Source organism: Halanaerobium saccharolyticum subsp. saccharolyticum DSM 6643 (assembly GCF_000350165.1).
Taxonomy (GTDB): domain Bacteria; phylum Bacillota; class Halanaerobiia; order Halanaerobiales; family Halanaerobiaceae; genus Halanaerobium; species Halanaerobium saccharolyticum.
Genome location: NZ_CAUI01000010.1, coordinates 98,232 through 124,206 on the forward strand (window position 1 = coordinate 98,232; position 25,975 = coordinate 124,206).

The 25,975-nt window shown below is 32.8% G+C and carries 18 protein-coding genes, 1 tRNA gene, 2 pseudogenes and 1 other annotated feature; of the genes and pseudogenes, 17 read left to right on the top strand and 4 right to left on the bottom strand.

The annotated features are described in order from the left end of the window. The 12 genes and pseudogenes from HSACCH_RS05030 to HSACCH_RS05080 all read left to right on the top strand — a co-directional run bounded on the left by HSACCH_RS05030 (nt 1) and on the right by HSACCH_RS05080 (nt 13,335). The gene (locus HSACCH_RS05030) at nt 1-1,299 is read left to right on the top strand and encodes a nickel-dependent lactate racemase family protein (protein ID WP_005488355.1); all 1,299 of its coding nucleotides are present in this window, start codon (nt 1-3) and stop codon (nt 1,297-1,299) included. Beyond that, entirely contained in the window at nt 1,300-2,973 is a 1,674-nt protein-coding gene (gene ilvD, locus HSACCH_RS05035) for a dihydroxy-acid dehydratase (protein ID WP_005488356.1), read from the top strand. Continuing rightward, nucleotides 2,970-3,269 carry a UxaA family hydrolase gene (locus HSACCH_RS05040; RefSeq protein ID WP_005488357.1) on the top strand — a complete coding sequence of 100 codons (300 nt, stop codon included), beginning with the start codon at nt 2,970-2,972 and terminating at the stop codon, nt 3,267-3,269. Before ilvD ends, HSACCH_RS05040 begins: the two co-directional genes overlap by 4 nt. Continuing rightward, entirely contained in the window at nt 3,266-4,444 is a 1,179-nt protein-coding gene (locus tag HSACCH_RS05045; RefSeq protein ID WP_005488358.1) for a UxaA family hydrolase, read from the top strand. The genes HSACCH_RS05040 and HSACCH_RS05045 overlap by 4 nt, the downstream gene beginning before the upstream one ends. Nucleotides 4,445-4,533: 89 nt before the next feature. Further along, entirely contained in the window at nt 4,534-5,760 is a 1,227-nt protein-coding gene (locus HSACCH_RS05050; protein ID WP_005488360.1) for a DUF401 family protein, read from the top strand. 59 nt (nt 5,761-5,819) lie between these two features. Further along, the gene (locus HSACCH_RS05055; protein WP_005488362.1) at nt 5,820-6,845 is read left to right on the top strand and encodes an asparaginase; all 1,026 of its coding nucleotides are present in this window, start codon (nt 5,820-5,822) and stop codon (nt 6,843-6,845) included. A 149-nt stretch (nt 6,846-6,994) separates the two neighbouring features. Beyond that, nucleotides 6,995-7,936, top strand: a complete 942-nt coding sequence (locus HSACCH_RS05060; RefSeq protein WP_005488363.1) for an NAD(P)-dependent oxidoreductase — start codon at nt 6,995-6,997, stop codon at nt 7,934-7,936. A 67-nt stretch (nt 7,937-8,003) separates the two neighbouring features. Further along, nucleotides 8,004-9,208 (top strand): annotated as a pseudogene (locus HSACCH_RS05065) (NAD(P)-dependent malic enzyme). 368 nt (nt 9,209-9,576) lie between these two features. Continuing rightward, complete coding sequence (locus HSACCH_RS13920; protein ID WP_005488367.1) at nt 9,577-9,720, top strand: hypothetical protein; 144 nt, start codon at nt 9,577-9,579, stop codon at nt 9,718-9,720. A 142-nt stretch (nt 9,721-9,862) separates the two neighbouring features. Further along, nucleotides 9,863-10,696: a sulfide/dihydroorotate dehydrogenase-like FAD/NAD-binding protein gene (locus tag HSACCH_RS05070; RefSeq protein WP_005488369.1), complete on the top strand. Its 834-nt coding sequence runs from the start codon at nt 9,863-9,865 to the stop codon at nt 10,694-10,696. Further along, complete coding sequence (gene gltA, locus HSACCH_RS05075; RefSeq protein WP_005488370.1) at nt 10,696-12,114, top strand: NADPH-dependent glutamate synthase; 1,419 nt, start codon at nt 10,696-10,698, stop codon at nt 12,112-12,114. Before HSACCH_RS05070 ends, gltA begins: the two co-directional genes overlap by 1 nt. Nucleotides 12,115-12,249: 135 nt before the next feature. Then, a pseudogene (locus HSACCH_RS05080) lies at nt 12,250-13,335 on the top strand (NAD(P)-dependent malic enzyme). A 281-nt stretch (nt 13,336-13,616) separates the two neighbouring features. Here the strand turns inward: HSACCH_RS05080 and HSACCH_RS14265 are convergent. The 3 genes from HSACCH_RS14265 to HSACCH_RS05085 all read right to left on the bottom strand — a co-directional run bounded on the left by HSACCH_RS14265 (nt 13,617) and on the right by HSACCH_RS05085 (nt 14,989). Beyond that, a complete protein-coding gene (locus tag HSACCH_RS14265) occupies nt 13,617-13,805 on the bottom strand; it encodes a transposase (protein ID WP_084815740.1) in 189 nt (62 codons plus the stop codon). A 2-nt stretch (nt 13,806-13,807) separates the two neighbouring features. Next, entirely contained in the window at nt 13,808-13,975 is a 168-nt protein-coding gene (locus tag HSACCH_RS14270; RefSeq protein ID WP_152415988.1) for a hypothetical protein, read from the bottom strand. Nucleotides 13,976-14,901: 926 nt separating this feature from the next. Beyond that, nucleotides 14,902-14,989 (bottom strand) — tRNA-Ser (locus tag HSACCH_RS05085). 331 nt (nt 14,990-15,320) lie between these two features. Between HSACCH_RS05085 and HSACCH_RS05090 the strand changes: the two genes are divergently transcribed. The 3 genes from HSACCH_RS05090 (at nt 15,321) to HSACCH_RS05100 (ending at nt 20,013) form a co-directional block, all read left to right on the top strand. Further along, nucleotides 15,321-16,940, top strand: a complete 1,620-nt coding sequence (locus HSACCH_RS05090; RefSeq protein ID WP_005488375.1) for a sigma 54-interacting transcriptional regulator — start codon at nt 15,321-15,323, stop codon at nt 16,938-16,940. A 341-nt stretch (nt 16,941-17,281) separates the two neighbouring features. After that, entirely contained in the window at nt 17,282-18,508 is a 1,227-nt protein-coding gene (gene megL / locus HSACCH_RS05095) for a methionine gamma-lyase (RefSeq protein ID WP_005488376.1), read from the top strand. A gap of 152 nt (nt 18,509-18,660) precedes the next feature. Next, nucleotides 18,661-20,013, top strand: a complete 1,353-nt coding sequence (locus HSACCH_RS05100) for a Na+/H+ antiporter NhaC family protein (RefSeq protein WP_005488377.1) — start codon at nt 18,661-18,663, stop codon at nt 20,011-20,013. 158 nt (nt 20,014-20,171) lie between these two features. Here the strand turns inward: HSACCH_RS05100 and ilvB are convergent, their stop codons facing one another. Continuing rightward, on the bottom strand, nt 20,172-21,920 hold the full coding sequence (ilvB, locus tag HSACCH_RS05105; RefSeq protein WP_005488378.1) for a biosynthetic-type acetolactate synthase large subunit: 1,749 nt from the start codon (nt 21,918-21,920) through the stop codon (nt 20,172-20,174). An 85-nt stretch (nt 21,921-22,005) separates the two neighbouring features. Further along, nucleotides 22,006-22,249, bottom strand: a binding site (T-box leader). A 204-nt stretch (nt 22,250-22,453) separates the two neighbouring features. On the opposite strand from ilvB, the gene HSACCH_RS05110 reads away from it, so the two are divergent. Further along, on the top strand, nt 22,454-24,508 hold the full coding sequence (locus tag HSACCH_RS05110; protein ID WP_040477122.1) for a methyl-accepting chemotaxis protein: 2,055 nt from the start codon (nt 22,454-22,456) through the stop codon (nt 24,506-24,508). Between the two features lie 29 nt (nt 24,509-24,537). After that, a complete protein-coding gene (locus tag HSACCH_RS05115; protein ID WP_005488380.1) occupies nt 24,538-25,917 on the top strand; it encodes a sigma-54 interaction domain-containing protein in 1,380 nt (459 codons plus the stop codon). Nucleotides 25,918-25,975 lie beyond the last annotated feature (58 nt).

Here is a 25,975-nt window from a genome sequence, read left to right on the forward strand (position 1 = left end):
ATGGAAGTGAAAATACCTTATGGTAAAAACGAATATGTTTCTGTTGATATTCCTAAAAAGAATCTAATTGGTGTTTTTGATGTAGAGGAAAAAGAAAAAATAAAAGATACTATGGCGGCAGTAAAGAAAGTTTTGAATAATCCTGTTGCAGCAGATTCATTAAAAGCACTTGCAGAAGACAGAAAAAATGCAGTTATTGCAATTACAGATCACTCCAGGCCAAACATTGAAAAAATTGCACTGCCAATCATTGTAGAAAAACTCAATGAAGCGGGAATAAAAAACGATGATATCACTGTTATGATAGGTCCGGGATCTCACAGACTAGCATATGAAGAAGAAGTTAAAGATAAACTTGGTTCAGTATATGGAAAAGTAAATTATGTCTGCCATAGTGCTTTTGATAGTGAAATGGTTGATTTAGGAGAAACTTCTTTTGGTCACCCTGTCAAAATCAATAAGCAGTTTTACGAATCAGATTTAAAAATCGCTCTCGGCACCGTTTTACCACATCCATTTGCTGGATTTAGTGGTGGAGGTAAGATGGTTTCTGTTGGAGTTGCAAGTGATGAGACCATAAGTTCCACCCACAGGCCTATAATAGTTGACAATCCGCAGGCCAGTTTTGGTATTGTAGAAGATAACCCATTTTATCTTTCAAGTCTAGAAATGGCAGAGATGGCAAAAGTAGATTTTCTGGTAAATGGAGTTATGAACGAAGAAGAAGAACTATTTTATGTACAGGCTGGAAAAGTTGAAAAAGCACACAGAGATATAGTTGCTTATGTTAGAGATATGTTCGAAGTAAAAGTTTCAGAAAAAGCAGATGTCTTGATTGTTGCAAGTGGATATCCAAAAGATTCTAATCTATATCATGTATCAGCCATGGGGGTCTGTGCTGTTGCAGGTTCAGCAGTAAAATATCCATGTGTAGATAAAGGTGCCCGATTGATTATGGTATCACCGATGAAAGATGGAATATATAATCATGTTTTCTATGATACACTTGCTAAACATAAATCTCCAGAAGAAGTTGTAAATGTTGTAGGAGCTTTTGAAGAATTCAAGCCGGGACACCATAGAGCTTATGGAGTTGCCCAGGTTCTTTCTGACCATGAAGTAGTTATGGCTCAGCCGTATCTTGAAAAAGATGTTTTTGAAAAAATTCATATGAGTTATGCAGAAACAGCTCAGAAAGCTGTAGATCAGGCACTTGCTGATTTTGGAGAAGATACAAGAATTGCTGTAATGCAGTATTCACATAGAATGATAGTTAAATATGAGCAGGAGGTGAAATAGTTGGAAGAACTTAGAAGTCAAAAACACATGGAAGGTTTAACAGGAGCTTATGCTAGAGCCATGTACAGAACAATGGGATATACAGATGAAGATCTCAAAAAACCTCAGATAGCAATAGTTAACTCATTTAGTGAAAGTAATCCGGCTCATTATCATCTCAGAGATCTAGCTAAATATGTAAGAGAAGGTATTTATGGAGCTGGAGGAATGCCTGTTGAATTTAATACAATTGCTCCCTGTGATGCTGTTGCACAGGGAAAAGGTATGCATTATATTCTGCCGTCTAGAGATATTATAGCAGCCTCAATAGAGCTAATGGTTCAGGCATCACAGTATGATGGACTTGTTATGCTCTGTTCCTGTGATAAAATAGTTCCTGGTATGCTCATGGCGGCAGCCAGACTTGACCTGCCGACTGCATTTTTAACAGGTGGTGTAATGCTTTCCCGGGAGATAGCTGGAGAAGAATTTGTTACCTGTGATATAAAAGAAGCAATGGGTAGAGTAAATTCTGGTGAAATAACTGAAGAAGAATTTTACGAAATAGAATCAAATACCTGTGCTACTGTCGGGACATGTTCTATGATGGGAACAGCGATGACCATGAGTACATTTGTTGAAGCACTGGGGCTTTCTATACCTGGTTCGTCTACAATGCTTGCTGTTGATTCTCAGAGAATGCATAAAGCAAAGGAAACAGGTAAACTTGCTGTAGATCTTGTAAAAAATAATATTACTACCAGAGAAATGATAAATGAAGATACAATTAAAAATCTGGTTAGATATTTGATGGCAGTAGGTGGCTCAACAAATGCTATTTTACACCTACAGGCAATTGCTTCTGAATTTGGTTATGAACTGCCGCTGAAATTATTTGATGAATACAGCCAGACCACACCACTGCTGGCAAAGTTTAAGCCTGCTTCTAAGTTTAACATGAGTGACTACCACAAAGCAGGAGGAGTATATGGAGTTCTTAAAGCCCTTTCACCACAGTTATATACAAATTTTCTAACTATAACAGGTGAGAAGATGAGTGATCTTCTTGAAAAAGTAGAATTTACTCCCAATGAAGTAATTAAATCACTCGAAAATCCGCTGGCAGAAAAAGGTGGGCTTGCTGTTCTACAGGGTAATCTTGCTCCTAAAGGGTCTATTGTTAAGGAAAGTGGAGTAGATGAAGAGATGCTTGTTCACAGCGGACCTGCTGTAATAGCTAATTCGGAAGAAGAGGTTAAAGAACTTCTACTGTCAGGTAAGGTTAAACCTGGTGATGTACTTGTAATCCGCTATGAAGGACCAGCAGGCGGCCCGGGAATGAGAGAACTATCACTTCCAGCTGCAATATTGGTAGGGATGGGACTTGGCAAATCTGTGGCAATGATAACAGATGCACGATACTCTGGAGCAACACGCGGTCCTTGTATCGGTCATGTTTCCCCAGAAGCTGCAGTAGGTGGAAATATCGCTTTTATTAAAGATGGAGATATAATAGAAATTAATATTCCAGAAAGAAAACTTGAGCTAAAAGTTTCTGAAGAAGAACTGCAGAAGCGGAGAAAAAATTGGAAAAAAGTCCCGATGAAAGTGGCTGGTAACAGTTTCCTCAGAACTTATGCCAAGATGGTGAGTGATGCTGGTGAAGGTGCAGTCTTTAAATATAGGGAGAAGTGATTAAAATTAGTGAAATAAATATACTTAAAATAAGCGAAAAAGACAATGTAGCAGTACTTCTTTCTGATGTATCTAAAGGAGATTATTATATTTACAATGACAAAAAATATGAACTTAAAGAAGATATAAAGTTTGGTCATAAAGCAGCACTTAATGCTATAAAAGAAGATGAAGAAATAATAAAATATGGTGAGATAATCGCATATGCAAAAGAAGATATTTCTGCCGGAACCTGGATTCATAATCATAATATAATTTCTGATCGCGGCAGGTTGAAAGCAGGTGATGACAGATGAAATTTATGGGATATAAAAGAGAAGATGGTTCTGCTGGTGTAAGAAATTTTTTGGTAGTGATTCCCTCAGTGTTTTGTGCTAACAAAGTTGCAGAACAGATAGCAGCAAATATAGAGGATGCCGTTAGTCTGACCCATTCTGTAGGCTGCAGTCAGGTTGGAGAGGACTTGGAACAGACAGCAAGAACACTCAAAAATCTTGCGACACATCCTAATGTAGGTGGAGTGTTAATTGTTGGACTTGGATGTGAGCGCTTTACTCCACAGGAGTTTTACGATGCCGTGAAGGAGAGTGGAAAACCTGTAGAAAAGGTTGTTATACAGGAAGAAGGAGATTCTCTAAAAGCTGTTACTGTCGGTACAGAAAAGCTCTATGAATTAAATGAAGTAGTAAATTCATATCAAAGAGAAGAAATCGATGTTTCTGAGCTGACAATTGGGTTAGAATGTGGTGGAACAGATGCCACTTCAGGTATTGCTGCAAATCCAGCAATAGGAAAAACATCCGATATACTGATAAGTAAAGGAGGATCTTCAGTATTTAGTGAGACGACCGAATTGCTGGGTGCCGAACATATCTTAAGACGCCGCTGTGTAGATGATGAAGTGGCAGAAAAAATGTTGAATTCTGTTGAAAGAACAGAGGGAGAACTTGCAAGGGCAACCGCCTCTGAAAAATACAAGCATCGTTCTGCACTTATTTCTACCGGAAACTTTGACGGAGGAGTCAGTACAGTTGTGGAAAAAGCTCTTGGAAACATTCATAAAACTGGGACAGCTCCAGTAACCGGTGCAGTAAAATATGCAGAAAAGATGCAGGCAAAAGGTCTTAACTTTATGGATACTCCTGGTCAGGATGGGGAATCTACTACAGGTCTGGTTACAGGTGGAGCACAGATTGTTCTCTTTACAACGGGTAGAGGAACTCCTACCGGCTTTCCAATTGCACCTGTGATAAAAATAACAGGAAATGATGATACTTTTCAAAAAATGAAATTTAATCTTGATATAAATGCAGGGAAAGTAATACTGGGTGAAGAAGATATAGATTCAATGGGTAAAATAATATTTGAATATATGCTGGAAGTTGCTTCTGGTAAGAAGATAAAAGCAGAAGTTCTCGGCCATGATGAATTATTTAATATACCCAGAGTTTTAAATTACTGTGGAAGTTAATAATAACATTAAGTGGATGAAATCTGTTTTAAAGCTTCATCCACTTTTTCTATCTGTGATTTTTATTTTAATAATTAGAGGTGATTATTTTGGGTATAATAGGATTAATTATTGCTTTTTCTACAGCAATTTTTTTGATTTTCAAAGATTATAATATGGGATTATCTCTTTTCCTTGGAGCAGTAATACTTAATTTTTTTAGTGGTTTTGGATTTATTAATTTATTTGAGCATATCATAATAACACTGCAGGATCCTACTACAATAAAGCTTATGTTGGTCGTGACATTGATAAGTGGGCTTGGTTTTTTAATGGATCTGACCGGAGATATGAGAAAGATGATAGATGCCTGTATTAATATATTTAAAGATGGAAGACTTTTGAGTATGATTCTGCCGGCACTGATTGGTACATTATCAGCTCCAGGAGGAGCAATACTTTCTGCACCGATGATAAACGAAACTGGAGATAAAATTGGTTTAGACAATAATAGAAAAACAGCTATTAATCTTTTTTACCGCCATATAGGGTATTTTATCTATCCATTGTTTTCATCTATTATTGTTGCAAGCAGTATGTTAAATAAGAGTGCAGCATCTATAGTAAAATATAATATTGTAATAATGTTATCTGGATTAATAATTGCTTTTTTTGTACTTTTTAGAAATTTAGATACAGAAGAAAAACATGAGACAAAAACTGGGTTTGCAGAAAATATTTATAATTTCAGCAGGGCGTTTTTTCCTATTTTCATAACACTGTTTTTGGCTTTGGTAATAAAAATATATTTTCCATTGGCTGTTTTAATAGGTGTAGTGACAGCAGTTTTAAATAATTGGCCAGAAGAAAAAAAGATAGAAGTTTTTAAAAATAGATTTTATGAATTTTTTACTAAAGGAATAAAATACAAGTTAACATTTATAATTTTTGGTGTTATGGTGTTTAAGACAATTCTAGAAAAATCTGGTGTAATCAATATTATAGCAGAAGGTCTGACAGGTCTGGGTCTGCCGTTGTTTCTGATAATAATTGTTTTGGGCTTTATTTCTGGATATATAACAGGAGTACACGTGGCGGCTACAGGTATACTGCTGGCAATATTTATACCCCTTTTTCCTGTCGGTGTTGAAGGACCATATGTTTCACTACTTTTAACTTCAATAATAATCGGTTATCTTGTCTCTCCGCTGCATTTATGTCTTGCTCTAACTACTGAATATTTTTCTTCGGAAATTGCAAAGGTCTATCAGCTGCTTTTTCTGCCTCTAATCGGAATGATTTTGGCAGGGGTTATTCAGATTATAATTTTTACATAGTTTGAATAGACAGATTAGCACAAAATAATAATATTTAATTTTAAAAAGAGGTGTTTATAATGGCTGAGATTTTAGTCCAAAAATTTAGAGGTGAACTTTTAGAAAATATTCATCGAGGGGATATAGCTGTGAGTACTACAGAAAAGAAAGTTGTTGCTTACTGTGGAGATGTTGATAAAGATGTATATTATCGCTCTGCAGCAAAACCTCTGCAGGTACTGCCTGTTATTACAAGTGGTGCAGCAGATAAATATGGTTTTATAGATAAAGAGATTGCATTGATGGCGGCTTCACACACTGGAGAAAAGTTTCATATTGAAATTTTGAAAAGTATTCTTTCTAAAATGGATCTTTCCATTGAGGATTTAAGATGTGGGACTCATCCTCCATTCAGCCGTAATGCCAGAAAATATCTGCGCGAAAATAATCTTCCAATAACACAGGCACATAATGCCTGTTCCGGTAAACATTCTGCCCAACTGGCTCTCGCCAAATTTTATGGTTGGAATCTGGATAAATATTACAAAAAAGAACATTATGTTCAGAAAATGCTTTTAAAAACTATTTCTGAAGCTGCTGATTACCCAGCGGAAAAAATATATCAGGGAATCGATGGCTGTGGAGTAGTGGTCTTTGGTCTACCTTTAAAAAACATTGCTTATTCTTATTTCTTGCTGGAAAACAATAAATTTATGAGTGAGAAATATAGAAAAGCAGCAGACAGGATAGTTAGTGTTATGAAGAAATATCCGGCTATTATTGCTGGAACAAATCGGTTTGAAACATTACTATGTCGGACTATATCGAAAGACATACTTGTCAAATCAGGAGCAGATGGTGTATTTGCCCTGGCTTTTGATGATAAAGGTATTGCAGTTAAAATTGAAGATGGTAAATTACCTGCTGTCTATCCGGTTGTGATAGATATACTAAAAAAATATGATGTTATAACTGATGAAGAAACAGATAAATTGGATAAATATTATAGACCAGTTATTAAAGATCATAATGGACGTAAGGTAGGATATATAAAGGCAAATTTTGAACTGAAAGTAGATAGCTATAGGAATAAATTTAATACATAATTTATTCCTATCTTAAGAATTAAAATTTTAAAAAATCTAAAAAAATAAAGCAGAAATTTGTATATTTTTATATAATATTATAATTGATTGAAGCATTAATTCATTTAACACACTAAAAGAAAGTGGTGATTGTATTGGGGTTTAAAGTGTTGATAACTAAATATATTCCCGAAAAAGGTTTACAAGAATTAAAAAAAAATTGTCAAATTATTATGCCAGAAAAAGGGAAACCTTTTAGTGATAAATATATACTTGAAATTGCTGCAGATATTGATGCTCTTATTGCTGTTAGATTTAATGTTAGTAGTGAGTTTATTAATAGAGCAAAAAATCTTAAAATTATTAGTGTTTATGGGGTTGGTATTGATAACATGGATATAGAAAAAGTTTCTAAGAATAACATTTTGGTAAGTAACCTGCCTGAAGTAGTAACAGAACCTACTGCGGAATTAGCTTTTGGATTAATGTTAGCATTGAGCAGAAGAATTGTAGAAGCAGATTATTTTGTAAAAAATGAAAATGATAAGAACTGGCATCCCTTTTTACTTATAAGTAATGAATTATATGATAAAAAACTGGGCATTATTGGTTTTGGTAGAATAGGTCAGGCGGTAGCAAGGAGAGCCTTAGCTTTTGGTATGAAAGTATACTTTTATGATAAAGCTTATAGTAATAATGATAAATTTAATATGGATGTTAATTACTCATCTTTTTTTGATATATTAGAAAATACGGACTATATAACTCTTCATGTACCACATGTTAGATCAACACATCACTTAATTTCTAAAAATGAATTTAAGAAAATGAAAAATTCTACTTTTTTGATCAATAATTCTCGTGGTCCAGTAGTTGATCAACAGGAATTAATAAATGCTTTAAAAAATAAAGAAATTGCTGGTGCTGCATTGGATGTTTTTGAGAACGAACCCGAGGTTCCAAAAGAATTGACTGAATTCAAAAATGTAGTATTAACTCCACATTTAGGAACAACAACTATTGAAACAAAAACCAAAATGGCTTTTGAAGCCTCAAAAAAAATTATTCAATTTATTAATGGGAAAATGCCTGAAAATATTGTAAATAAATAATATATTGAATATTAATTAGATAATAAAAGAGGCATTTTCTGTTTAATTAAAAAGTAGAAGTGGTCTTGTGAAATTAAAAGAAGAAGCTTTAAAAATGCATAGAGATAATCAAGGTAAATTGATGGTAAAAACTAAAGTTGCAGTTAAAGATGAACATGATTTATCTCTTGCTTATTCGCCTGGTGTTGCAGAACCTTGTTTAGAAATTGAAAATAACAATGATAAAATTTATGATTATACAAATAAAGCAAATTTTGTTGCTGTAGTTAGTGATGGTAGCGCTGTATTAGGACTTGGAGATATTGGTGCTGCAGCCTCAATGCCTGTTATGGAAGGTAAGGCAGTTCTTTTTGAAGAGTTTGGTGGAGTAGATGCTTTTCCAATCTGTCTTGATGAGTCTGATCCAGATAAAATTATAAAAATTGTAAAAAAGATGGAGTCTGTCTGGGGGGGATAAATCTAGAAGATATTAAAGCACCAAAATGTTTTTATATTGAAGAAAAATTAAAAGAAGAATTAAACATACCTGTTTTCCATGATGATTAGCACGGTACTGCAATTATTACTACAGCAGGACTTATTAATTCTCTAAAGATAGTAGATAAGAAAATTGAAGATGTCAAAGTTGTTGTTAATGGTGCAGGGGCTGCTGGCGTAAGTGTAATAGATCTCCTTATAGAAGAAGGAGTAAAAGATATTATTGCTTTAGACAGCAAAGGTGCTATCTATGAAGGCAGAGATAATCTCAATGAGGTCAAAAAAGAACTAGCCAAAATAACTAATAAAGATAGCAAGACTGGAGATCTTGCTGAAATAATGAAAGAAACATATGTGTTTATTGGTGTCTCAATTGCCAATTTAGTTTCAAAAGAAATGATAAGATCAATGAATGAAGACACTATTATTTTTGCTATGGCAAATCCAGTTCCAGAAATAATGCCAGATGATGCATTTGAAGCAGGCGCTAAAATTGTAGGTGCAGGGCGCTCTGATTTTCCAAATCAGGTAAACAATGTGCTGGCATTTCCTGGTATTTTCCGAGCGGCACTTGATGTGAGAGCAAAAGAAATCAACAAAAAGATGAAACAGGCAGCCGCTTATGCTTTAGTAGAGCTAATTGCCAAAGATGATTTAAAACCAGATTATGTAATACCAAAACCATTTGACCCTCAGGTTGGTCCAAATGTGGCTGCAGCAGATACAGGAGTAGCAAGAATAGAGATTACCTATTATGACGAACTTGAAAAAGTTAAAAAAATAATGGGAAAATAATTGTAATAGACTATAAATTATGGCAGGGGTGATTTTCTAGTTATTCTCTGCTATTTTTTTATAAAATTTACTATTGATAAAAGTCAATATAGAAAGGAAGTAAAATGAAATCTATAGAAGAAAAAATTAAAGAAATTAAAAAATGAGATTTTGAAGTTCACCTTATTTTAAAAAATAGATAGAAAAAATTCAGCTTTTACTAGAAGTGAAGAGATTATTGATCTGATTTTTATTAGGAGAAAACGCATATATGAAAGGGTCGAAAATTATCATATTTCGCCATCTGCTAAACTTTTATTAGTTACTAACCAGGGTTAGGGTTTATTATATACTGAAGAATAATTTGAAGAAATAAGGGATGATTATTATTGCTAAAGAATGAAAAAATTTATTATGATAAATTAAAAAGTTTAGAAGTTGATATTTCTCTACTTCAGGGTAGATTTAAAGTAAAAGCAAATTTTTCAGATAAGCTGGAGATTAATGTAAATTTTAATGCAGGTATTTACTAACATAATTTTTTTAGATATTGTTAGGCAACATCGAATTAGATTTAATTTCTACAAATCTAATTACTTATTTATAGTTTTTTAGTATCTTAATAAGTTATTATACTTTAATATTAAGGACAATATTTATAAACAGGAGGAAAAAATGTATAAAGTACTTAAAAAAGAAAAATTAGTGCCAACAATTACGAAACTTAAAATTGTGGCACCATTAATTGCTGAGAAAACAAAGCCTGGAAATTTTATTATCTTAAGAGTTGATGAAAAAGGAGAAAGAGTGCCACTTACAATTGCTGATTATGATAGAGAGGAAGGAAGTATAACTATCATTTTTCAGGAAGTAGGTTATTCCACAAAAAAATTAGGAAAACTAGAAGTTGGAGATTGTCTACAGGATTTAGTTGGTCCTTTAGGCCACCATATTGATATGGAGGACTGTAAGAAAGTAGTTTTACTTGGAGGAGGGACTGGAACTGCTCTGCTCTATCCAAAAGTTAAAGGTTTCTATGAACAGGGTGCTGAGGTAATCAGTATCACAGGTGTCAGAACTAAGAACTTGATTATTTTAGAGGATGAATTAAACGAGTATAGTGATAAACTATATATTGCAACAGATGATGGAAGCTACGGAATTCATGGTTTTGTAACGGAGATTTTAAAAGATGTACTGAAAGATGAAAAAGACATAGATTTAGTTGTAGCTATTGGACCGGTGCCGATGATGAAGGCAGTTGCAGATATGACTGAAGAATATGGCATAGAAACCATAGTCAGCTTAAATGCAATTATGGTTGATGGCACAGGGATGTGTGGAGCCTGTCGGGTAACTGTAGGCGGAGAAACAAAGTTCACCTGTTTTGATGGACCATCCTTTGATGCACATCAGGTTGATTTTGAAGAACTAATGAACAGACTTAACTTTTATCAGAATGAAGAAGAAGATGTAGCAAAAGCAAATTCAGCTGAGGAGGTAAATTAATGTCCCTACAGAAAAAGAAAACTCCAATGAGAGAACAGGATCCTAAAGAAAGAATTAAAAACTATAAGGAAGTTCCTTTTGGTTATACTGATCAAGAGGCGCTAATGGAGGTAGAAAGATGTCTGCAGTGTAAACATCAGCCCTGTGTTGACGGATGTCCAGTTAAAGTGCCTATTCCTCAGTTCATTCAAGCCATTAAAGATGGAGATGTTGTTGAGGCTAATCAGATAATCAAGACAAAGAATAGCCTTCCTGCTGTCTGTGGACGAGTCTGTCCTCAGGAAGAACAGTGTGAAGACCTCTGTGTGATGGGAATTAAAAATGAGCCTGTTGCTATAGGTAGATTAGAGAGATATGTATCAGATTATAATATGGAAAGAGGTTCAGATAAATCATCGTCTAAAGAGATAGAAAAGATGAAGATTCCAGAACTTAAGGGGAGAAAGGTAGCAGTAATAGGTTCAGGACCAGCTGGTTTAACAGCAGCGGCTGACCTGGCCAAATACGGACTTAAAGTAACTATTTTTGAGGCTCTTCATGATACGGGGGGTGTGCTTCGTTATGGAATACCTGAGTTCAGACTTCCAAAAACTATCGTTGATAAAGAGGTAGAATCTATCAAAGAATTGGGAGTTGAGATTAAACTTAATGTCGTGGTAGGTAAATCACTTACAGTAGATGAAATATTTGAACAGGGCTATGAATCAGTATTTATAGGAGTGGGGGCCGGTCTACCTAGATTTTTAGGTATACCAGGTGAGAATTTAAATGGAGTATATTCGGCAAATGAATTTTTAACAAGGGTTAATCTAATGAAGGCCTTTAAATATCCTGAGTATAAGACTCCTGTTATAGTGGGAGATAAGGTTGCAGTTGTAGGAGCAGGAAATGTTGCTATGGACTCAGCTAGAACAGCAAAAAGACTTGGAGCTGAAGATGTATTTATAGTTTATAGACGTTCCAGAAATCAAATGCCGGCAAGATCAGAAGAGATTCATCATTCAGAAGAAGAAGGAATAGAACTAAGGTTGCTTAATAATCCTGTTGCAATCCATGGAAAAGACGGCTGTATTGATAAAATGGAGTGTCTGAAAATGGAACTTGGAGAAAAAGATGATTCAGGTAGAAGAAGACCGATTCCGATTGAGAAATCAAACTGGGTGATTGATGTGGATACAGTAATCATCGCTATAGGTCAGAACCCCAATCCCTTATTAACCAAAAACACAAAGGATTTAGATATTGAAAGCTGGGGCGGAATAATAGTAGATGATACTCAGCAGACAAGTAGAGAGGGAGTATATGCCGGTGGAGATGTAGTTACCGGTGCAGCAACAGTTATTAAAGCTATGGGTGCTGGTAAACAAGCAGTAGAAAGTATAAAAGATTATCTCTTAAATAAAAAGGATAATAAATAGTAATGAATAGTAGATAAATAGAGAGAAAAAAATTAATAAATATTGGTAGAGCTGAATTTCAAAATTAGAATTATGGATTAAGCCAGAAAGAAAGCTTAAAAATAGAAATAAAATATGGTAAAGAATTAATTAAATTTGACATTTCAGAAGGTAGAGTGCTTAAAGTTCTTAAAGCTTCATAAAGATAATCAAGGTAAATTACAGGTTCAGACAAAATTTTAAGTTAAAAACGAACATGATCTTTCATTAGCATATTCGCCTAGTTTAGCATCATCATGTTTAGAAATTGAAAAAGATCCAAATAAAATATATGAATATACAAACAACTCAAGTTTTGTAGCTGTAGTGAGTAATGGTAGTGCTGTCTTAGGATTAGGAAATCTTGGTGCTTCAGCTTCTTTACCAGTAATGGAGGGAAAGGCAGTATTGTTTAAAGAATTTGCTGATGTTGATGCTTTTCCAATCTGTTTAGATGAATCTGACCCTGATAAATTAGTAGAAAATATTAAAAAATTGGCACCGATTTTTGGAAGTATTAATCTAGAAGATATAAAAGTAGTAGTAAATGGAGCTGGGGCTGCAGGAGCTAGTATAATTAAATTACTTAATTTTGAATGAGTTGGAGAAATTATAGCTCTGGATATCCATGGAACAATTTATAGAGGTAGTCCTCATCTTGATGAAAGTACCAGAGAGATAGCTGAAATAACAAATCCCAAAAATAAAAAAGGAGATCTTGCAGATATGATTAAAGATGCAGATGTATTTATTGGGGTTTCTGCAGCAAATCTTCTATATAAAAAAATGGTTAAATCAATGGCAGCTGATCCAATAATCTTTGCGATGGCTAATCCTGAATCAGAGATTTGGCCTGAAGATGCTTTAAAGGCTGAAGCCAGGATTGTCGGCACTGGCAGATCAGACTATCCAAATCAGGTGAATAATGTATTAGCATTTCCAGGGATTTTTCGAGGAGCACTGGATGTACGAGCAAAAAAGATTAACGAGGAAATGAAAAAGGCCGCAGCTTATGGATTAGCTAATCTAATTTAAGAAAATGATTTAAAACCAGATTATGTAATACCAAAACCTTTCGATCCAAGAGTTGGACCTCATGGTGCTGCAGCTTTAGCACAAGCAGCTATTGATACAGAGGTCGCTAGAATAGATATTAGTTATAAAGCAGAACTAGAAAAAGCTAAAAAATTCATGAATAAATAATTTTATATTATAGAGGTTATATTAAATTTAATGAGAAGGTATATATGTATAACAATTAACAAAATAAGTTTGGTAACGTCAAGTGTTTTATGTAAATAAATTAATATCTTTCTTCAAATAGTTAAATTAGTTTATCTTTTGCAGCTAAAAATCTTTTTTAATCTTCATTCTTACCATTTAGAATTTTAGTCTGAATCTTAATACTTAGAGCATCAATAAAGAGCACAATGTAGAGTTTTTCTAAGGGTCTGCTTTTCCACTACTCAATTGCTTTAACTGTACTATATCTGTCGGTTGCTGACACTAGTAGCACTGTATTTTGGGCCATACATTTGCTCAATCAAATTCGCGATATCACGGGTAAAAAGCCTTCGGGCATACATTTTAACTATACGTTCTAGCCAGTCATCACAGCACTTATATGGTTTTAAAAGAGCATTGTGAAAGTTATTATTTTTATCTCTTGGAATCTTTAAGTTTCAATGAAATTATATTTAATCTGTAATATATAGAAATAATCACCATTGCGACTGTTGTTAGATTTTTTGCTAGCAACTCTATACTTATCGTAATTTAGAAATCCAGTTAATTTAGATCTAAGAATTTTTTCGAGGAAAATTTTGATCATATCATTAATCACATCGTCAAAATTTTATTTACACAACTTACTGTTCATTACTACCAAATAAAATTTAATAGTTTTAATATTTAAGATAGTAATAACTAAATATTCTTTTATCATGTTTTCAGCAGTGCCCCTAATGTTATTCAGGTAATGGATTATATTTATCTGATAGCATATAATTTGTTCCATCTATACATCTACAGAAATTTAAGAACTTTTTATTTTAAAAAAAGAACTAAAAAGACATTTTCAAGAAGATTTTACAAGAGACTTATCCTCTTAAATGAGCTGCTGTATTATAAATGTGCATCGTCAGGATAAGACTCGAATTTGTTCAGCTAGTCATAGAACTACAAAAAAATATGCTAAAAGCCCTCCATTTTAATGGGGAAAGGATATTCTGTATCCTATTTGAATAAATTCCAGTGTAAAAAATGCTATTTAAAGAGATATTCCGCTTTTTTGTTTTTTAAAAATCATTTTTGGAGTCTCTGATTAAGACAAATTGATCTTTAAATGATAAATAATATTCAGGCCTATCTTATTAACATATATTTTATTAATGATAAATCAGTAAATGGATCTAAGAGTAAAGTTGAATGGATTGGAGCTATAAAAGTTGTGAAAAACTATCTTGGTATCAAAAAAATCACAAGTTAAGTGATTACATGATTGATTTATTCATAGATGTAGAAGAAATATAATTTTTAAATAGAATATATTTTCAAATAGAGAAAGTAACAATTTATTAAGTTACATTAAATATAAGAGCTGATATCAGTCATTAAAAGATATCGGTTTTTTTGTTTACCATTGATATTATAATTAATTTAGCTCTAAATAATCAAAATGGCAGGATTTTGGCAGGATTTACCTCCAAACAACAAAAAACCCGCCTCTCGGCGGGTCTTTTAAAATGGGCATCAGCCCTTAATATTCAATGGCGGAGAGACAGGGACTCGAACCCTGACACCTTTCGGCTTCACCGGATTTCAAGTCCGGCTCCTTAGCCAATTCGGACATCTCTCCACTTATGTCACGAATAATATTGTACTATATCTTTTGATTCCTGTCAAGAGCAATTGATAATTTCTTTTTAAAAGGTGAATTGCAATTTGCAATGAACGTTTTGTCGAAATATTCTGATTCTTCATTTTCCTATCTTTATATGTTATAATTAATTTAAGAAATAGATTAATTTATATTTTACACATATTCTATCTTTAACTAATGTTTTTGCTGATATAAACATTATTATAAGTTATAGATATGTGTTTATTTTTTGTCTTATCAATTGGGAAAATCACTTTTGTGATCTGTCATTATTTTTGCGAAATATAATTTTTGAAAGGAGAAAAATATGAGCTGTTCTTTTAAAATAGAGGTTATTGACATGCCTGGAGTTACAAGTCAACTTTTAAATGTAATAGATGACTTAAATATTAATTTGATGGCAATGGAAGTGATTCCTGGAGAAATATTCATTCGGGTTGGGGCTTCACCGCAGTGCAAAACAGTTAAAAAAGAAACACTGCTAAATGAATTATTAGAATTTGATTTTGTTAAAAAAGTAAATGATATTGAATATATGCCTTTTGAGGTCCAAGAACAAGAATTAAAAACAGTTATGAATAATTTAAAAGAAGGGATTATTGCTGTTGATAAACAGGGTAAAATAAGTACGATGAATAAATCAGCAGAGATTATCTTAAATGCATCTTTAGAGGAGTCTATCGGAAAAAACATTAGAGAAATTATCGGTTCAGATGAAATTACAATTTTAGAAACTCTAGAAAAAGAAGAAAAAATTGAAAACGAAGAGGTTTTAATTGAAGGAGATTATGGACAGTCACATTACTTTACAACAACAACACCTATTTTTGATAAAGATAATAACCTAATTGGTGCAGTTGCTTCAATGAAAGATATTGATGAAGTAAGAAAATTATATAATACTATTCATGAGACCCCTAAAATTAAATTTAGTGATATAATTCATCAGAGTGAAAAAATGAAGCAGTTGATTGAATATGCAAAAAGATCTGCTAAAAATGATTCTACAATATTTATCCGAGGCGAAAGTGGAACCGGAAAAGAACTATTTGCAAGAGCAATTTATTCAGCCAGTTCTAGAAGTCAAGAGCCTTTTATAGCAGTTAACTGTGCGGCGTTACCAGATTCTTTACTAGAAAGCGAACTTTTTGGTTATGAAGAGGGTTCTTTTACTGGAGCGAAAAAAGGTGGAAAACAGGGACTTTTTGAAATAGCTGATAAAGGCACAATTTTTCTAGATGAAATTGGTGAAATGTCAGCTCATCTGCAGGCAAAACTTTTAAGAACTCTTGAGCAAAATCAGATTAGAAAAGTTGGTGGAGATCAGGTTATTAATATAGATGTCAGAATAATTGCTGCGACTAATAGAAAAATTGAGGAAATGATTAGAGAAAATAAATTTAGGGAGGACTTATATTATAGATTGAACGTTATTCCTGTTATTATTCCACCTCTTAGGGAAAGAAAAGAAGACTTATTTGCTTTAAGTAATTATTTTATCTGGAAAATTACTAATAAAATGAGAATTCCTAATAAATATTTATCTGCAGAAGCTAAGAAGAAGATAATATCATATGATTGGCCTGGTAATGTAAGAGAATTAAAAAATGTTCTAGAAAGAGCAATTAATTTTGTTTCTTCAGAAAAGATAGAAGCAGAAGATATAATATTTGATAGGTTAAGATTACAGAATAACAATATTTTGAGTGATCAAGATAATAATATCAATAAAAATGAAAGATTATTAGAAGGAGATCATTTAGCTATAAAAGAGATTACTTCTATTAAAGAGATGGTAAGCGAATTGGAAAAGATGGTTATAACGCATACTCTAAATAAAGAAAAAAGTTTGCGAAAAGCAGCTAAAGTTTTGGGCGTATCCCATACTACAGTGTTAAATAAGGCCAAAAAGTATGATGTGAAATAAAATTTCCACTTGTAAATAAATCTTTACACTAGTATTTGCTATTTATAACTAGTAAAACTAATATAATTAACCATAATTGATTTTAATTTGATATTAAGATGTGGAAACATTAATTAACGACATTCAAAATTTTAAGACTATTTATATGAGTTTTAAAGTTAAAAAATTATTTATTATATATTTAAAAATAAAATAAAACCTTATGAAGCTTATTATAACAGCGATTTAAAAATATTTTTTTAAAAATATAAGTTTCTGGCATATTAATTGCATTATATATAGGCGAAAGTAAATTAAAAAGATTTTATTTAACTTTAAATTAATTACAGGGGGTTTTTATTTTGGAAAAGAAAGATTTAGGAAAATTAGGTTTTCAATCACTTTGTTGTCACGCAGGTCAGCATGCTGACCCACAGACAGGAGCTCACAACACTCCTATTTATCAAACTTCAACTTTTGCCTTTGAAAATGTGCAGGATGGTTCAGCAAAATTCGCTGGTGAAAAAGAAGGGTATATTTATACAAGATTAGGTAACCCTACTCAAAATGCTTTAGAAGAAAAAATGGCTGCTATTGAGGGTGCAGAAGCAGCAATTGCTACAGCTTCTGGTATGGCTGCAATTTCATCATCTGTTATGGCTGTTGCTTTTGCTGGAGATCATATTTTAGCACATGATTGCCTATATGGATGTACACACTCTTTAATGGAAGAAATACTACCAAGATATGGAATTGAAGTTACTTTTGCTGATTTATCTAACTTGGATAATGTAGAGGAAAATATGCAGGACAATACTAAACTTGTATATTTGGAAACACCTTCAAACCCAACTTTAAATTTAGTTGATATTGAAGAAGTTAGCAAAAAAGCTCATGCAGCAGGAGCAAAAGTTATTGTAGATAATACTTTTATGACTCCATACCTGCAAAGCCCACTAGCGTTAGGTGCAGACATGGTTGTTCATAGTGCAACAAAGTATATTGGTGGACATGGTGATGCAATTGCCGGTGTTATTGCTGGTAAAGAAGAAATGTTAGCTGACATTAGAATGACTACTCTTAAAGACTTTGGTGGAATTATCAGTCCATTTAATGCCTGGTTACTATTAAGAGGTCTTAAAACTCTTCCAATTCGTGTAGAAAAGCATAATCAAAATGCTATGGAAGTTGCTGAATTCTTAGAAGCTCATGATAAAGTAGAAAAAGTATTCTATCCAGGCTTAGAAAGTCATCCACAGCATGATTTAGCTAAAAAACAGGCTTCAGGTTTTGGAAGCATGATTAGTTTTGAATTAAAAGGTGGACATAGTGCTGGCGAGAAAATGATGAATAATGTTAATTTAGCTACATTAGCAGTAAGTCTTGGAGATGTTGATACATTAATTCAGCATCCAGCTTCAATGACTCATGCTCCAGTGCCTCGTGAAGAAAGATTAGCAGCTGGAATTACAGATGGATTAGTTAGAATTTCAATTGGTATTGAAGATGTTGAAGATATTATTGCTGATTTAGAGAACTCTTTGTCAGTTTTAGCTGATGTTGAGGATGAATCTCTAACTACAGTATAAGTTTAAAATAAGCGTTCAACTATAAATTATTAAGAGTAAGATTCAAAAATAAAAATCACTGTATAAGATAGATCCTCCGGTGAACCGGAGGGTCTAATAAGGAAATAATACTCAGAAAATTTAAAAAACCAATTTATGGAGGTTAAATGTAGATGAAAAAAAATATTAAAGAAATGGATAAAGGGAATCCGGTAGCTCTAATTCCTTTATTTGTATTTTTGGTTTTATACTTGGGTATGGGTATTTATTTTTCCATGCAAGGAGTCGAAATGGCGTTTTATCAATTCCCGGCGCCTATAGCTGCTTTAGTCGGTATTGTCGTGGCCTTTCTTATGGGATCAGGTTCTATGGAAGAGAGAGTATCTTCTTTTGTTAAAGGTGCTGGAGAAAACAATGTTATTATAATGTGTATGATTTATTTACTTGCAGGTGCTTTTTCTACAGTATCTCAAGCTGTAGGTGGAGTAGATGCAACTGTTAATTTAGGTCTTTCTATTATACCATCTCAATTTTTACTTCCAGGCTTATTCCTGATAGCAGCATTTATTGCGACTGCTATGGGTACTTCAATGGGAACAATTGGTGCGGTAGTTCCAATTGCTGTAGGTATTGCTTCTAAAGCTGCACTTCCATTACCACTTACTATTGGTGCTGTTATTGGTGGAGCAATGTTTGGTGACAACTTATCAATTATATCTGATACTACAATTGCTGCAACTCAAACTCAGGGTGTCGAAATGCGGGATAAATTCAAGATGAACCTTTTAATTGTTTTACCTGCCGCTATTCTTACATTAGTATTCTTATTTTTCTCAGGAGAAACAGCAGTTCAGGCTTCACAGTATTCTTATGAATTAATTAAGGTTGTTCCATATATTGCAGTATTGTTCTTTGCTTTGATAGGAGTAAATGTTTTTATGGTTTTATTTGGAGGTATGCTTTTATCTGGCTTAATTGGAATTGTATTTGGTGATTTCACATTCATTGCAATGGCCCAGGAAGCATATGCTGGATTTAATAGTATGACAGAAGTATTTTTCTTATCAATGTTTGCCGGGGGTCTGGCTGCAATGATACGAAAAGAAGGTGGATTACAGTATTTAATTTATACTATTTCAAGTAAAATAAACAGTAGTAAGGGTGCAGAACTTGGTATAGCAGCTTTAGTTAGTGTGACAGATGTTTGTACAGCTAACAATACAGTTGCTATTATTATCAGTGGACCGCTTGCTAAAAACATAGCGATTGAAAATGATGTTGATTTAAGACGTAGTGCAAGTCTTTTAGATATATTTGCTTGTGTGTGGCAGGGTATTATCCCCTATGGTGCACAGATCTTATTAGCAGGTTCATTAGCTAAAATTTCACCGATTCAGATTATTCCTAATCTGCATTATAATTTCTTAGTATTACTTGCTGGATTATTAGCTATTTATTTTGCTTTCCCAAGTGCCGAGAAACTTTTTGATAAAAAAGCACCAGCACAGCAAAATAAAACTGCATAGTTAAGACTGATTTTTTGATTCAAAAACATCATATAGATAAAAATTAAATGGAATAAAAATAGGTGGAGCTGTAATTTAGCTTTAGAAATTAACGTGAAAGTTATAATTTCTGAGTAAATTAGCTCCACCTTTTTGGTGTTATTTTGGTTTAAAAGATATTATTTAATTTCTTCTTTGTGTAAGAGCATTTCATCTAGACTATCTCCGTCAACAACCATAGGGAACATTGTTTCCTCTTCTTCCATAATAAAGTCAAGTAGATATGGTTTAGGACTATTGATAGCTTCTTCAATTGCTGGTTTAATATCTTCAACCTTCTCAATTCTAATTGCTTCAAAATTAACAAATGACTCTGCTAATTTAACAAAATCAGGTATCATTTCTTGCGGACAATTTTCTCCACCAGCAGAACAGTCAGGTGGGCAGGAAACATCTTTTCTTAAACAAGTTGAAAAGTAATTTTTATCCTGATAGACTTCCTGCAGCTGTCTAATCATACCCAGCTGTTTATTATTAAAAACCACTATATTTACAGGTAGATTTTGTTTTGCAATTGTCGCCATATCCTGCATGTTCATCATAAAACTTCCATCTCCAGCGATAGCTATTACTTTTTTATCTGGATTCCCTAGTTGAGCTCCAATGGCAGCTGGAAAACCAAAGCCCATGGTACCTAAACCACCTGAAGAAATAAAAGATCTAGCTTCAGTATATTTATAATAATGGGAAGCCCACATCTGATGCTGACCTACTTCAGCAGTAATTATAGTATTTTTAGGGCTAACATTATATATTTCTTCAATAACCTGCCGGTGAGTTAATTTATTTTTTTTAGGTGTATATTCTTTTTTAAGGTTTAAATCCCGCCATTGATCAATTTTTTGCATCCATTCTGGATGTTCATTTTTCGCTACTTTTTTATTTAGTACCTCTAAAACATTTTTCACATCTCCAACTATGGGGATATCAATGACCAGACGTTTTCCAATTTCAGCAGGGTCAATATCAATGTGAATTATCTTTGCATTTGGAGCAAATTTATCAATTTTACCTGTTACTCGATTGTCAAATCTTGAGCCAACAGCAATAATTAGATCAGCATTATGTATAGCATTATTTGCTTGGGTTGTTCCATGTAGTCCTAACATCCCTAAACTTAATTCACTAGTGCTATCAAATGAACCCAGCCCCATCATTGTTGTTGCAACAGGGATTCCGGTTTTATTTGCTAATTCTCTTAACTCTTCACTGCCGCCTGAGTTTATTACCCCACCACCAGCATAAATTATTGGAGTTTTTGCATTGTTAATAGCATCTGCAGCTTTTTTTATCTGCAAATTATGACCCTTATTAGTTGGGTTATAACCGGGTAGATAAACCTTATCGGGATAGTTAAATTCAGCTTCTTGAACTAATATATCTTTGGGCATATCAATTAAGACTGGACCTGGCCTACCTGTTTGAGCAATATAAAAAGCCTCTTTAATAGTTTTTGCCAAATCATTTACATCCTTAACTAAATAATTATGTTTAGTTATAGGCGCAGTTATACCTCTGATATCAGCTTCTTGAAAAGCATCTGTACCGATAGCAGACATTGGAACCTGGCCTGTGAAGGCAACAATAGGAATAGAATCCATATGGGCAGTGGCAAGGCCTGTTACTAAGTTAGTGCCACCCGGTCCAGATGTTGCTAAACAAACTCCAGCTTTACCAGTTGATCTCGCATATCCCCCAGCTGCGTGCACAGCAACTTGTTCATGATAAGGCATAACAAATTTAATTTTTGATTTGCGAAACTCCTCAAAAATAGGTAAAACAGCTCCTCCAGGATATCCGAAAACTAATTCTACCTGCTCTTGTTTCAAAGACTCAATAAAGATTTCAGCACCTGACAGTTTTTTCATAACTTCAACTCCTCTTAATATTTAGATTATAATTTAAAAAAATATATAAAAAACCTCTCATCTCAAATAACAGCTTAAATCTATTATCTGGGACGAGAGGTTAATTCACGTGGTACCACCCTAATTCGCTATTGATTATAATAGCCTCAACAAGTGCTTTTTGCTAGCACTTTAGAATCTGGTAACGGAAACTGAAATATCCGATAAAGCTTACTAAATTCAGCTTTATAGTTCAAGGATGAGAGAGATAATAAAATAGATACGGTTTCCAGCAGCTCCGATTCTCTATAATCATATTTTTATTATTCATTTCCTATCATAACTTTTAGAATATTTAAATTGTATGAATATGAGTATAATAAATAAATTTCATCTTGTCAAATATAAAATCATTTAATTTGAGAAAATTTTAAATTTTTTCTAAAAAAATAAAGGTTTTTTTAAAAGAATGAAGAAATAAATATATAAGATAAAGTCGACAGTATACAGTAAACAATATTCTAGGAGTGATTAAAATTAAAAATATTAAAAACATGTTTTTTAACAGTATTAAATTTAAGCTAATAGTCGTGTTATTGTTAATTGCTTTAGTTCCTTTAGGCATAGTTAGTTATTTTCAAATCAGGAATGTCGAAAATATGATAGAAGATTCTTTTGTGGAATCAACTAAAAGAGAGGTTTCGCAGGTTGATAATGCTATTAATTTATATTTTGAACAGTTAAAATCAAATACTAGATTTTTAGTTGAAAATGAATACATAAAACAGGTTGAAGATAATGTAACAAAATACTTAAATAATCAGAACGATAGTTTAATGATGACTCCATCCGAAAATGGAGGGGTAGAAGAAGATATTTATTATTTATTTGATGACTTCGCAAAAACTCATCCTGAGGTTTCATATATTTATATCGGAACCAAGTATGGTGGGATGATTCAGCATCCAGAAGGGGTTGTTGGCAGTAATTACGACCCGCGAGAAAGACCATTCTATGAAGTTGCTTTAGCGAATGAAGGTCAGGTAGTTTTAACTGAACCCTACTATTGGGAAGCTGATGACACGATTAATATTGGAGCCGTATCAACATTTAATAATAGTGACGGCGAATTCATTGGAGTTTTAGGGATTGATATTGGTTTAAATAGTTTAACAAATTTAATCAAAGATATTACTATTGGAGAAGAGGGTTTTATTATTTTAGTTGATGATCAAAATAATATTCTGGCTCATCCACGGGAAGCTTCTTTGACTTTTGAAAATGTTTCAGCATTAGGAGTAGAAGAATTAAGCAGTAATTTAGATCAGGATTCAAAAGCTTTTGAAGCAGTAATGAATGGAGAAGAGTATTTATTTAACACTTATAAATCTGATGGTACCTCCTGGAACTTTATTTCTGTAATTCCAAAAAGCGAACTGGAAGCTCAGATAAACCAGATGTATAAGCAGATAATTACAATAATTATTGTTTTATTGATCTTAATTTCTTTACTTGCTTTATTTATTTCTAAAAAAATATCTGATCCGATTATAGAAGCTACAAATTTTTCTAAAGAAATAGCTGCTGGAAATTTGAATGCGGAGAAGATTAAAGTTAAAGGAAACAATGAACTTTCAATTTTATCTGAGGCATTAAATGAGATGCAGGAAGATTTAAAAGATATGATATCTCAAATTAATAATATTGCTCTTGATTTATCATCATCAAGCGAAGAATTGAGTGCATCTGGAGAAGGGTTAGAGCATTCTGCAGAAAAAGTTGGGGAATCTATTGAACATGTTGCTTCTGGTGCTGAAGAACAGTCAGCACAGACTGAAGAAAGTACTGCATTAGTATCAGAATTGAGTAAAGAAATTGATAATATTGATAAAATGTCTAAAAACATGAAAACTGAAACTAAAGTAGTTATGGAAAATATTGAAGAAGGCAGTGTGTCAATGGACACTTCTATTGATCAAATAGAAAGTGTAAATCAAAATACTGCTGAAGTGTCAGATAGTATTGGTGAACTTGGAATTTTATCTGAAGAGATTGGTAATATAGTTAATTTGATAAATGGAATTGCTTCTCAAACTAATTTACTGGCTTTAAATGCTGCAATAGAGGCTGCTAGAGCAGGAGAAGCCGGACGAGGATTTAGTGTTGTTGCTGATGAAATTAGAAACCTAGCCGAAGAATCATCTAAGGCTACTGAAAAAATTGAAGAATTAATCAAAGACATTCAAGAAGGTGTAGATAATTCAGTTGGTAAAATGAATGAAACAGAGGAAGTTGTTCAAAGCAGTGTTGATGTTATAGAAAAAACAAAATTATCTTTTGATAAAGTTAAAGAGGTTTCAATGAAATTAAGCCAGATAATAGAAAATATAGATTTAAAAACAAATAAAGTTAATACTAAAGGTAAAGAAGTGGCAGAAATAATCAATCAAATTGCTTCTGTGAGTGAAGAATCGGCACAGAGATCAGAAGAGGTTGCTTCTTATAGTCAGGAACAGCTTAATTCTACTAAAGAAGTAGTTAGGTCAGCAAAAACTTTAGCAGAAACCGCAGAAAAATTAACAGAAACAGTTAATAAGTTTAATTTATAAGATATTTAATTGTTTAAGGAGGAGATTTTTTGTCTATTAAAAATCTTCATTATATAAAAAGGGCATTTAGAGAAACAGATGTTATTTGTATTATAGATAAAAATGCAAAAATACTTTATTACAACAACTATAATGATATCCATAATAAACTTGGGACAGAAAAGGTCGTCGGCAGGCCTTTTCTGGAAGTTTATCCCTGGCTTGACTGGGAAACCAGTACGGCTTTGAAAGTTCTCAAAACAGGAGAAGCTATTGTTAATCAAGCTCAGGTTATGAAGTTAAGTGATGGTACAGAGGTTAATGCTGTCAATACCGCTTTTCCTTTAAAAAACAAAAATGGTATTTTAGGTGTGGTTTTCTTATCTTATGACATTAATACAATGATTAATACTTCTGAGGTAGAAGCGGTAAAAAAAAGTGAAAATAATATAGGATCTAAATATAAATTCTCAGATATAATTACCAAAAATGCTGAAGTTATGAGGATTATCGCTCAGTTAAAAAAAGCTGCAAAATATAATTCGAATATTTTAATTTATGGTGAAACGGGAACTGGTAAAGAATTATTTGTCCATTCAATTCACAATGCAAGTAATAGAGTATCAAAACCTTTTATCTCTCAAAATTGTGCAGCTATACCAGAAAACTTAATGGAAAGTTTGTTTTTCGGGACTACAAAAGGGAGTTTTACTGGCTCTGAAGCAAAAAAGGGTCTATTTGAACTTGCAAATGGAGGCACAATTTTTTTAGATGAGATTAATTCAATGCCTCCTTCTCTTCAGGCCAAACTTCTTCGAGTTATAGAAAATGGAAGAGTCAGGAGGATTGGTGGAAAAAAAGAATATGAAACTGATGTCAGAATTATTGCTTCTACAAATGAAAAATTAGAAGATTTATTAGGTTCGAAACGATTTAGGAAAGATTTATATTATCGAATTAGTGTAGTGAATATTGAAATCCCACCCCTGCGAAAAAGAAAAGATGATATTCAAGTTTTATGTGATCATTTTATATTAGATTATAACGAAAAATTTGATAAAGATATTAGGGGAATAGATACAAGAGTTGAAAAAGTATTTTTAAGTTACGACTGGCCCGGAAATGTTAGAGAGTTTAAAAATTGTATTGAAAGTGCATTTATTAGTAATACAAAAGGCAATAAAATTAGGATTGATGATATACCCAAATATATTTTAAAGAGAATAGGATCAGCATTAGCTTATAAAGAAGATGAAGTAAAGTTTGGAGAAAATTTATCTTTAAAAGCTAATGTCCAAAATCTTGAAGAAAAATTAATTTCAAAAGTTTTAGAAAAGGCAGACCAAAATATTACTAAGGCAGCAGAAATCCTTAAGATCTCAAGACAATCATTATACCATAAATTGAAAAAATATAATCTTAATTATTAAAACAAAAATAGTCTACAGTGTAATTAATTTTTACAGCTGTAGATTATTTTTACGTTAA